Source organism: Treponema sp. SP13 (assembly GCF_050938355.1).
Lineage (GTDB): Bacteria > Spirochaetota > Spirochaetia > Treponematales > Treponemataceae > Treponema_D > Treponema_D socranskii.
The window spans coordinates 357,807-365,967 of sequence record NZ_JADOVM010000003.1 but is presented as its reverse complement, the minus strand read 5'-3'; the positions used below and the strand labels follow the sequence as shown (position 1 = coordinate 365,967).

At 52.0% G+C, this 8,161-nt stretch carries 7 protein-coding genes; 4 read left to right on the top strand and 3 right to left on the bottom strand.

Annotated features, from left to right (window positions below):
- Positions 1 to 166 precede the first annotated feature (166 nt).
- Genes IZU26_RS07980 through IZU26_RS07965 form a run of 4 tightly spaced genes read left to right on the top strand, consistent with a single transcriptional unit; the run spans position 167 to position 4,554 of the window.
- On the top strand, positions 167 to 1,771 hold the full coding sequence (locus IZU26_RS07980) for a DUF5312 family protein (RefSeq protein ID WP_433278130.1): 1,605 nt from the start codon (positions 167 to 169) through the stop codon (positions 1,769 to 1,771).
- The gene (locus tag IZU26_RS07975; protein WP_433278128.1) at positions 1,768 to 2,535 is read left to right on the top strand and encodes a hypothetical protein; all 768 of its coding nucleotides are present in this window, start codon (positions 1,768 to 1,770) and stop codon (positions 2,533 to 2,535) included. The genes IZU26_RS07980 and IZU26_RS07975 overlap by 4 nt, the downstream gene beginning before the upstream one ends.
- Before the next feature lie 39 nt (positions 2,536 to 2,574).
- On the top strand, positions 2,575 to 2,982 hold the full coding sequence (locus tag IZU26_RS07970; protein ID WP_433278127.1) for a hypothetical protein: 408 nt from the start codon (positions 2,575 to 2,577) through the stop codon (positions 2,980 to 2,982).
- 12 nt (positions 2,983 to 2,994) lie between these two features.
- Positions 2,995 to 4,554: a phenylalanine--tRNA ligase subunit alpha gene (locus tag IZU26_RS07965; RefSeq protein ID WP_021329527.1), complete on the top strand. Its 1,560-nt coding sequence runs from the start codon at positions 2,995 to 2,997 to the stop codon at positions 4,552 to 4,554.
- Positions 4,555 to 4,711: 157 nt separating this feature from the next.
- Here the strand turns inward: IZU26_RS07965 and IZU26_RS07960 are convergent, their stop codons facing one another.
- From IZU26_RS07960 to IZU26_RS07950, 3 genes are all read right to left on the bottom strand, one after another.
- Positions 4,712 to 5,092 (bottom strand): DUF1667 domain-containing protein, encoded by a 381-nt coding sequence (locus tag IZU26_RS07960; protein WP_310822232.1) that lies wholly within the window; start codon positions 5,090 to 5,092, stop codon positions 4,712 to 4,714.
- A gap of 66 nt (positions 5,093 to 5,158) precedes the next feature.
- Positions 5,159 to 6,556: an NAD(P)/FAD-dependent oxidoreductase gene (locus tag IZU26_RS07955; RefSeq protein ID WP_433278124.1), complete on the bottom strand. Its 1,398-nt coding sequence runs from the start codon at positions 6,554 to 6,556 to the stop codon at positions 5,159 to 5,161.
- On the bottom strand, positions 6,553 to 8,067 hold the full coding sequence (locus tag IZU26_RS07950; RefSeq protein WP_433278122.1) for an NAD(P)/FAD-dependent oxidoreductase: 1,515 nt from the start codon (positions 8,065 to 8,067) through the stop codon (positions 6,553 to 6,555). Before IZU26_RS07950 ends, IZU26_RS07955 begins: the two co-directional genes overlap by 4 nt.
- Positions 8,068 to 8,161: the final 94 nt, after the last annotated feature.

The window sequence follows — 8,161 nt, the reverse complement described above, 5'->3', positions numbered from 1 at the left end:
TCCGCGCTCGTTGCAAGTCCCGCACTGCTCGCAATCTTATAGGAAGTCGTGAGGCGAAAAACGACCAAGCCGTTTTTCTTTTATTGGAGACGCTCGGCGATTGCTCCGCACTGCTCGCAATCGCCGAGCTCTTGCAAAAACATCGAAATGAATTACAATAGTATACATGAGTTTATTCCGCGCGATCGTCGTTTTTTTCGAATCGATATTCAACAAAGCTTCCCCCGAAATGCAGCAGCGGCTGCAGAAAAAAAAGCTCGAAAGCGAAATCCTTTCCGCACAGCCTGCCCTGTACCGGAACGGGCGTATTTTGCCGAACTTTGCGGAAGCCGTGCGTATCCTGTACGTGAACACGCATCCGCTCAACGAATTGTTTTCCGAAACGATCGGCGGCTCCGATATTCCGAAACAACGGCGTTTTGAAGCCCAGCTCGTGCTGACGGGATTTACGCCGGAAGATCAGGAAGCGGTAAAATCGCTTTCGTACCCGAATAGAAAAAAAGCGGCGGCAGGAGGTGAACAGGATCGCGAATTCGAACGCCAGCGGCATACGCTCGAAAGAATAATAAAAGCGCTCAACGGCGATTCATTTAAAAACATCGACAGAGAATTGATCGCACTGCACCAGCTCGTCGACTTGTGCCGTTTCAATTTCGCCGCAATCATCCATCCTTTCGATGCGAATTTTACAACGGTCAATTTGTCGTATAAGCCGGTATATCAAGAAGTGCCTCTCGCGCGGCTCGGAAACGCGCTCGAAGATCTGTATTTTCAAATCGAAGGATTGCAGATTACGACAGCCGTCGTGCAAGCCGTCATCGCGCTCGCACAGCTGAAAAACAACGGTTCGCTTTCCGCATCTCGGACGGAAGCGTATACGGAAAATGTAAAAAAAATCGCATACATCGTAACGCACGTGCTCACACCCGAGCACTTAAAAGCGCTCATCCGCATACACAGGGAAAATGCCGAATACAAACCAGCCGCCGTCGAATATCACGAGTCGGCGCGGAAGAATTTCGCTGCGTGGCTGCAGCAACAGTATCTGGCGGATGAGCAGCGGATCAAAACGGAACTCAAAGACGAGCGGCTTTCAAGCGAGCTTTCAAAACTCTTCAACGATTCCCCGCTCGCGACGCTTGCCGGATACGATGCGAGCACAAATGAAAAGCTCCAAGCGAATACGGCGTTCGCATTTGCGTGGATTACGCCGATGCAGATTCTCAAAACGTTTTTGCAGCAATACTTTACCGAGCCGATACAAGCGCTTTTGAACAATATCATCATTGAAGGTTTTTTCAACAATCAAACGTATAAATCGGAATTTTCAAGCACCGTATACGCATCCTGCGAATGCGCAGGCAGGATCAAAGCGTTTGAAAATCTTTTTTCACGCGGCAAAATGTTCGACACCGCCGTACTCGAAGGCTATATCGTCGACAGTCACAAAGACAACGATTTTTATACTAAGCTCGAAACGATGGTCGCGAACGTCAACGCAAGCGCGCAAAAGCTGGTACAGGAAGAGATACATCATCTGCAAACCGCATACATCCAAATAAACGAATTGCTTGCCGATGCGAAAAAAGCGAACAGCGAAATCATTTCAAACCTTAAACTATTGATGATGTCGTCGCGCAACAGAGACAACGTCGACCTGCTCGAACGCCAGCTTCCGAACTGGACAATTTTCTTTGAGATTATGAAAAATTATACGATAATAAATGTAAAGGCAAACGAGACCGGAAGGCAAATTAAGATCGACAGATGAAAAAAATATTAATAACAATGCATGACATGATCTCCTCCGATAAGCGTGCGCTCGCATGTGCACTGCGCTTCATATTCACGATTTTTTTTCTCTTCGCCGCGTGCGTATTTCCTCACGCAAAAGCGGGAACCGCGTTTTCGCAAACGCCGGATATCGTCGCGCATATCCGCATACCGCTGTGGGCGGAGCTCGACGCGTATCCGGGACTCGCCGAAGCGCAGGATAGTTCCACAGGCATATTCGATTATTCGACCGCACGGCTGAAAACGCTCGCACCGTTTATCATCGGAGGAATGGTACACGGCTGGAATTTCAGCTACACGCCGTCCGATAAACTGCGCGGCGTCGAAGAGTACATGGATTTTTCTCCGGTGCGGGAACTGGGAAAAGTGGAGCAAAGAATCACGTATGCAAAGCCGTGGATTGAAAACGGCAAAGTATTCTGCTGGGCGGAATTTACGCGGACGGAGCCGATGATTCAAAATTATTATCTTTGGGCGTCGATCACAAACGATACGGTACACGGTATAGGCTACGGAAAAATTTCCGACGGCTTCGACGGCATAACGAATGCCGTGCGGGACGCGATCAAAGACGCAGTGCGCGCCTATTTTCGGACAAAGATAAAAAATAAGCCGAAAGAAATACGAGGCAGAGTGCTTCTCAGGCGGGAGCCGCTTATCGGTATTGACGCCGGGCGCTATAAAGTCCAGCTTGATTTTTTTCTTGAAACTGATAAAATACTACCGTATACCCAATTTTAATATGTCGAAAGACGAAGGGCACTACGGAGGTACCGCGTTATGAAAAAAAATTTGCTCGTATGCTGCATGCTCTTTGCAGGGGTCGTTATGTTTGCCCAAAAAACGGGGACGTTTACGCCCGAAACATCCGCCGATAACAGAGGCTATGACGAAAAGACGACGCGCATCATCATACCGGAAAATCAGCACACGACCGACGACACGGCCGAAGTTCGCATCGAATATACGCCGCGTTATGACGAAGTGCGCATTTACTACACGTGTATGTATGTCACCTACGACAAGGGCCAAGCGATGAACACCGTACTCGCGTGCCTCGAAGATTTTATGAAAGCGAATCAATATTATCACTACAAGTACCTTGCGCGCGACAAAGAAAAATATTTTAAAAACGAACGCGGCTACAGCTGCGCGCAGTATATGTCGTACGTAAAATTCACTCGGTAAATCAGGCACGCAATGGACGTTTCAAACATTATTAAAAATCTGCATCCGCTCGAAACGAAAGTGCTTTTGCGCTATTCGCAAAAAGACGATTTAACGTCCGAAAAACTGCAAAAAGATTTGGACTACAAAGAAGGCCACGCGAATCAGGCCTTTTCGTGGCTTTCCGGCAAAGAGCTCGTCAAAGAAGCCGGCAGAACGCCGCACACGTATTACGAAATCACCGAGCTCGGCCGCTCCATCGTAAAAGTCGGCAGCACGATCGAAGAACGCTTTATCGATTTTATAAAAGAACACGGCGCCCAAGTGCTTCCGAAGATCGCCGCGGCGCTGAATATCGAAAGCAAAGATATCGGAAGCGCATTCGGTCAGCTTGCAAAAGACGGCGTTTTGAAAATGAACGACGAAAAACAGGTCGTCATAACCGATAAGCCCCTTCCGAAACGCATTTCGATCGTTAAAGAATTATTAAAAAAAGCCGCAGCTGCCGAAAACGGACAGATAGACAGAGAATCGCTTTCCGCCGAAGAAAAGGACGTCATCGCGAGCCTCGCAAAAAAGCGGGGTGCTGCGGACAGTCCGTTCAAAATCATCGAACGCGAAACGGTTACGTATAAACTCACCGACGCATACGAAAAAGTCGTCGAAGCGCTCAAAAAAGCCGGCATCACCGGAAACGAAATCGGAGAAGTGACGCCGCAGCTGCTCTCTTCGGGCGACTGGAAACGCGGAACTTTCCGCGCGTACAACATCGCGATTCCGCCGGCACGCATCATCCCCGGCAGAACGAATCCCTACGTGCAGTTTCTCGAATCGGTCAAAGACAAACTTTCGTCGCTCGGCTTTCAGGAGTTCGACGGCCCGCTCGTCGAAACCGAATTCTGGAACGGAGACGCGCTCTTTATGCCGCAGTTCCACGCGGCGCGCGACATCCACGACGTGTATCGCATAAAAAATCCGACGCATGCAAAATCGATCGAAGAGCCCTATCTGTCGAACGTCAAACGCATCCACGAAAACGGAGGAGATTCGGGAAGCCGCGGATGGAATTACCGCTTCGACACCGAGTTTACGCGGCGCCTCATTTTGCGAAGTCAGGGCACCGTTCTCTCCGCGCACCGGCTCCACAAAGCCGAAGTGCCCGGAAAATATTTCGGCATCGTACGCTGCTTCCGCTACGATAAAGTCGACGCGACGCACTTGAGCGATTTTTATCAAACCGAAGGCATCGTGCTCGGAAACGACGTCAACTTAAAAACGCTGCTCGGATTCTTAAAAATGTTCGCAACGGAAATCGCAGGCGCAACCGACGTCAAATACGTGCCCGGTTATTTTCCGTTTACCGAACCGTCGATCGAAGTGCACATAAAACATCCGGTGCTCGGCTGGTTCGAACTCGGCGGATCGGGCATATTCCGCCCCGAAGTAACGAAAGCGATGGGCGTCGACGTACCCGTTTTGGCATGGGGCATCGGCATAGACCGCATGGCGCTTATGGCGCTCGGACTCAACGATTTGCGGGAACTTTTCAGCGACGACATCGAACAGGTGCGCCTCAGAAAAGCGAAGTTTTAACAATTAATAAATCATCGTTCGAGTTCTATAATTATTAATATAAAAAAGGGGGAAGTCTCCCCCTTGCTTCAAAGTCCTCGCGCTCAGGCGCTCCGGTCTTTTCCACTACCCCCTCTGCGCTTACACCCCGCAAGGCCCCGAACCGTATCGCAGGCGCTCACAGAGAAGCGACGTCGTCGCACGCGACGATATCGGCACCCGTATTGAGGATGTCTTCACAAAGTACGTCCCCCGCACGAACGGGAGCCGGGACGCACAGGCGCTTTATCACTTCCATGCATTCGAGCTGCATATCGCGCGGCACTTCCGTTTTCGACTTTGCAGGCACGAGCCTCGAAGCGCCGCCTGAAACCTGCACCGTACACGTGAGCGTCCGCTCGGGATTCGTGAGTTCTTTGTACGCGTACGCTTCGCCGCGCTTACACGCGTTGCCCGTAACCGAATATGCAGGCGCCGCTGTCGACAGTTTCGTCACTTCAAGCTGACAGCCCATCGGACAGATGATGCACGTCATCGTCTTTTTTTCGTTTATCTCCATAAGAAACCTCGTATTCCGAATTTGCAAAATTTTAAAATCACGTTTACCGAACACCGCGCCTTTCGGTCAGTCTATCGTATCTTCCGGCGTTTCGATCGAAACGGTGAGCGGCGCTTCAGCCTTTGCAAGCGAAGAAGCCGACACGTCCGCAATCTGCATTTCGCCCGGCCGCACGATCCGCGCTTTTTTCGAATAGAGCCGCTCGTTGCCGCTGTAGACGGCGACGGTAACGCCGCGGTACACGTCGGTACTGCGGAACATGATCTGCACTTTCGGCTCGTCTTTTTTATCCGCATACCGCTTCGACGCACTTTCTTTAAAAGCGTCGTCCCGATCGATATGCTGCGGCACGGTGTAACGCACGCGGTTTCCCGGCCGTATCGGAAGCGCATGTAAAGCGGCATTCGCTGCATTTTGTCTCGCACTTTCCGCATGACGCGCGTATTCGGCCGCGCACTTTCCGGCGAGCACGCTTTCGGTCGTCACGAAATCGACCAAGTCGTGAACGTGTACGGTATTGCCGCACGCAAAGATGCCGGGTACGCTCGTTTCCATAAGCTGATTGACCGACGGTCCCTTCGTCACCGGATCCATGTGAACGCCCGCGCCCGTACTCACTTCGTTTTCGGGAATGAGTCCGACCGAAAGGAGAAGCGTATCGCACGCGACGTATTCTTCCGAACCTTTTACCGGACGGCGGTTCGCATCGACGGCAGCAATCGTAACGCCCGTCACGCGCTCTCTCCCGTGTATTTCGATAACCGTCGTACTCAATTTCAGCGGTATGTTGAAGTTTTCGAGACACTGCGTCATATTGCGGCTCAAGCCCGCCGAATACGGCATCACTTCGCACACGACTTTTACGTCGCACCCTTCGAGCGTGAGCCGCCTCGCCATGATAAGCCCGATGTCGCCGCTTCCCAAAATGACGATTTTTTTGCCGGGCAAGTATCCGTCGATATTGACGAAACGCTGCGCGCTTCCGGCCGTAAAGATGCCCGCCGGCCGCGTCCCCGGAATGACGAGGGCGCCCCGCGTCCGCTCTCTGCAGCCCATCGCGAGAATAACCGTCTTCGTGTGCAAAAACATAAGTCCGTCTTTTGCGTTCATCGCCGTGACGACGTGTTCTCCGCTCGTTTTATCGAACGACGTTTCGGTCAGCCCCGCGCCTTCGAAATCTTCCGCCTTATCGATCGAAATGACCATCGTATCCGTTTTGTATTCGATGCCCCGCTCGCGAACCTGAGAGACAAAGCGGCCGGCGTATTCGGGACCCGTCAGCTCCTCTCCGAAATAATGAAGTCCGAAACCGTTGTGAATGCACTGCAAAAGAATTCCGCCGAGCTTCGAATCGCGTTCCAAAATCAATAATTTTTCAGCCCCGTTGTCGTGCGCCGAAACGGCTGCGGCAAGACCGGCCGGCCCGCCGCCGACAATGACCGCATCGTATATCGTATTGCTCATCGTTTTGCCCCCTGCATCGATTCATCGTCGGAAAAGTCGCGCGTTTTACCCGCAAGCATGAACGACGCCCCGCCCTTTTTCGTCACCGACGTCATCGGAATATACGCTTCGCGCGAAAGGATTTCCGTAACGCGCGGCGAGCAAAAACCGCTTTGGCACCTGCCCATGCCCGCCCGCGTCCTCCGCTTGATGCCGTCGACATCGAGCGCGCCGAGCGGAGAACGGATCGCCTGCACGATTTCCGCTTCGGTTACCGTTTCGCAGCGGCAGATGATCTGCCCGTACAGCGGATCTTCTTTAATAAGTTTTAAGCGCATCGCAATATCCGCCGTGTGAAAGGCGGTGATCCCCTTTCGCTCTTCGATAAAATCGTCCCGGTTTTTTACAGCGAGACCCGCGCTTTTAAGCAGTTCCGCGACGTATTCGGCAATTGCCGGAGCGGCTGAAAGACCGGGCGAGCAGATACCGCTTGCGTTGATAAAACCTTTTACGTTTGCATCTTCTTCGATGATAAAATCTTCGATGCCTTCGCCCGCATTTCCGTTTTCATCCGCTTCGCAGGCGATCGCGCGGATACCGGCAAAGGAATTGATAATATTGCCGCGGGGAATATCGGGGATCGTCAGCGACGCTTTTGCAAGCACGTCCGCCTGCGATACGGCGGTCGTACCGGTATAGCCGTCCATATCGCCGCTTTGGTCGTCGGCGCTCGGCCCGATCAAAATATTGCCGTCGACGGTCTGCGTTACGAGCACGCCTTTTCCGAGCGCGGTCGGCGTTTGAAAAAGCGTATGATTGACGAGGGATTTACAGTTGTTATCGAGAAGACAGTATTCACCGCGCCGCTGCTTGATGACGAATTTTCGAGCGCCCGCCATCGCGCTCACTTTATCCGCAAAGATGCCTGCGGCGTTTACGACGTACTTCGCGCGGATCTCTCCGTGCCCCGTACGTAGCACGAAGACGCCGTCCGTTTTTTCGATCGCGTGAACCGCCGTATTTCTGAAAAATTCCGCGCCGTTTATGACCGCGCTTTCGGCAAACGCCCACGTCGCTTTGTACGGACACATGATCCCCGCAGTCGGAGAGTACAGCGCCGCAAGCGAATTGTCGCCGAGATTCGGTTCCATATCGTGCAGTTCTTCGCTTTCAACGATACGCAAATCCTTTACGCCGTTTTTTTTGCCGCGTTCAAGCAGCGTATTTAAAAGCGTCCTGCCCTGTTCGTCGAAAGCGATAACGAGCGAGCCGTTGTTTTCGTAATCGAAATGCAATTTTTTTGCAAGTTCCGGATACAGTTCGCTTCCGCGCACGTTGAGGCGCGCCATAAGCGTACCGGGCACGGGATCGAATCCTCCGTGAACGATCGCGGAGTTCGCTTTCGAACTGCCGCACGCAACATCGTTTTCTTTTTCAATGAGCGCGATCTTTGCGGAAGTTTTTGCAAGCTCCCGTGCGATGCAGGCGCCGGTAATCCCCGCACCGATTATCGCAACATCATACGTACCCATGTATATCATACCTCCCTTTCAAACAATATTTCCAAAACGACAATTATCATGCACACAACGGATACTGCGGATTAAAGGATAGCGCAAAATGTAT

Excerpts from the sequence above, each read along its gene's own strand:
- IZU26_RS07980 (WP_433278130.1), top strand. The coding sequence starts at position 167 with ATGAGTTTATTCCGCGCGATCGTCGTTTTTTTCGAATCGATATTCAAC.
- IZU26_RS07965 (WP_021329527.1), top strand. The coding sequence starts at position 2,995 with ATGGACGTTTCAAACATTATTAAAAATCTGCATCCGCTCGAAACGAAA.
- IZU26_RS07950 (WP_433278122.1), bottom strand. The coding sequence starts at position 8,067 with ATGGGTACGTATGATGTTGCGATAATCGGTGCGGGGATTACCGGCGCC.
- IZU26_RS07975 (WP_433278128.1), top strand. The coding sequence starts at position 1,768 with ATGAAAAAAATATTAATAACAATGCATGACATGATCTCCTCCGATAAG.
- IZU26_RS07955 (WP_433278124.1), bottom strand. The coding sequence starts at position 6,556 with ATGAGCAATACGATATACGATGCGGTCATTGTCGGCGGCGGGCCGGCC.
- IZU26_RS07960 (WP_310822232.1), bottom strand. The coding sequence starts at position 5,092 with ATGGAGATAAACGAAAAAAAGACGATGACGTGCATCATCTGTCCGATG.
- IZU26_RS07970 (WP_433278127.1), top strand. The coding sequence starts at position 2,575 with ATGAAAAAAAATTTGCTCGTATGCTGCATGCTCTTTGCAGGGGTCGTT.